Genomic DNA, 404 nt, shown 5'->3' with positions numbered 1-404 from the left:
GTGGGAGAAACCAGCGTTCGGCAACGAGTCATCCATTGTCCATCTTTCCAGAAGGTGTATTCCTTGACCGAAAAGTACCCACGTTCGATGTATTTTTGCAGCGGTAGATTTTTGTCCATGCCGTTTTTTATGAGAATGCCTTCTTCACGCAGGAGTTGATAGATTCGATTTCGACCGTCATTCAGCGACTTAGCGGCTTCCGCGATGGTTTGCCATGCGTGGGATTCAATAAAGCTGTTGAACGCTTCAACTTTGGGAGCATCGGACTCAATTTGGTCTGTGAGGGAATTGATTTTTTCCGTTAAGCGACCGTTTTCTTCGAGTGCTTCCGCGTATTTATGCAGTGCATCTGGGAGCGTTTTGGGGATGAGGTCATAGAAAATTGAGTATGACCCTGTCTGACG

1 protein-coding gene is annotated in these 404 nt (G+C 46.8%); it reads right to left on the bottom strand.

Translation table 11 applies throughout. The features are described from left to right. Positions 1-404 (bottom strand): phage antirepressor KilAC domain-containing protein (locus tag H1S01_RS20890; protein WP_188042199.1); only part of this gene is annotated, 404 nt, incomplete at both ends.

It is taken from the genome of Heliobacterium chlorum (genome assembly GCF_014502795.1).
Taxonomy (GTDB): domain Bacteria; phylum Bacillota; class Desulfitobacteriia; order Heliobacteriales; family Heliobacteriaceae; genus Heliobacterium; species Heliobacterium chlorum.
The sequence above is the reverse complement of the archived record's forward strand: the minus strand, read 5'-3'. Positions and strand labels throughout refer to the sequence as shown.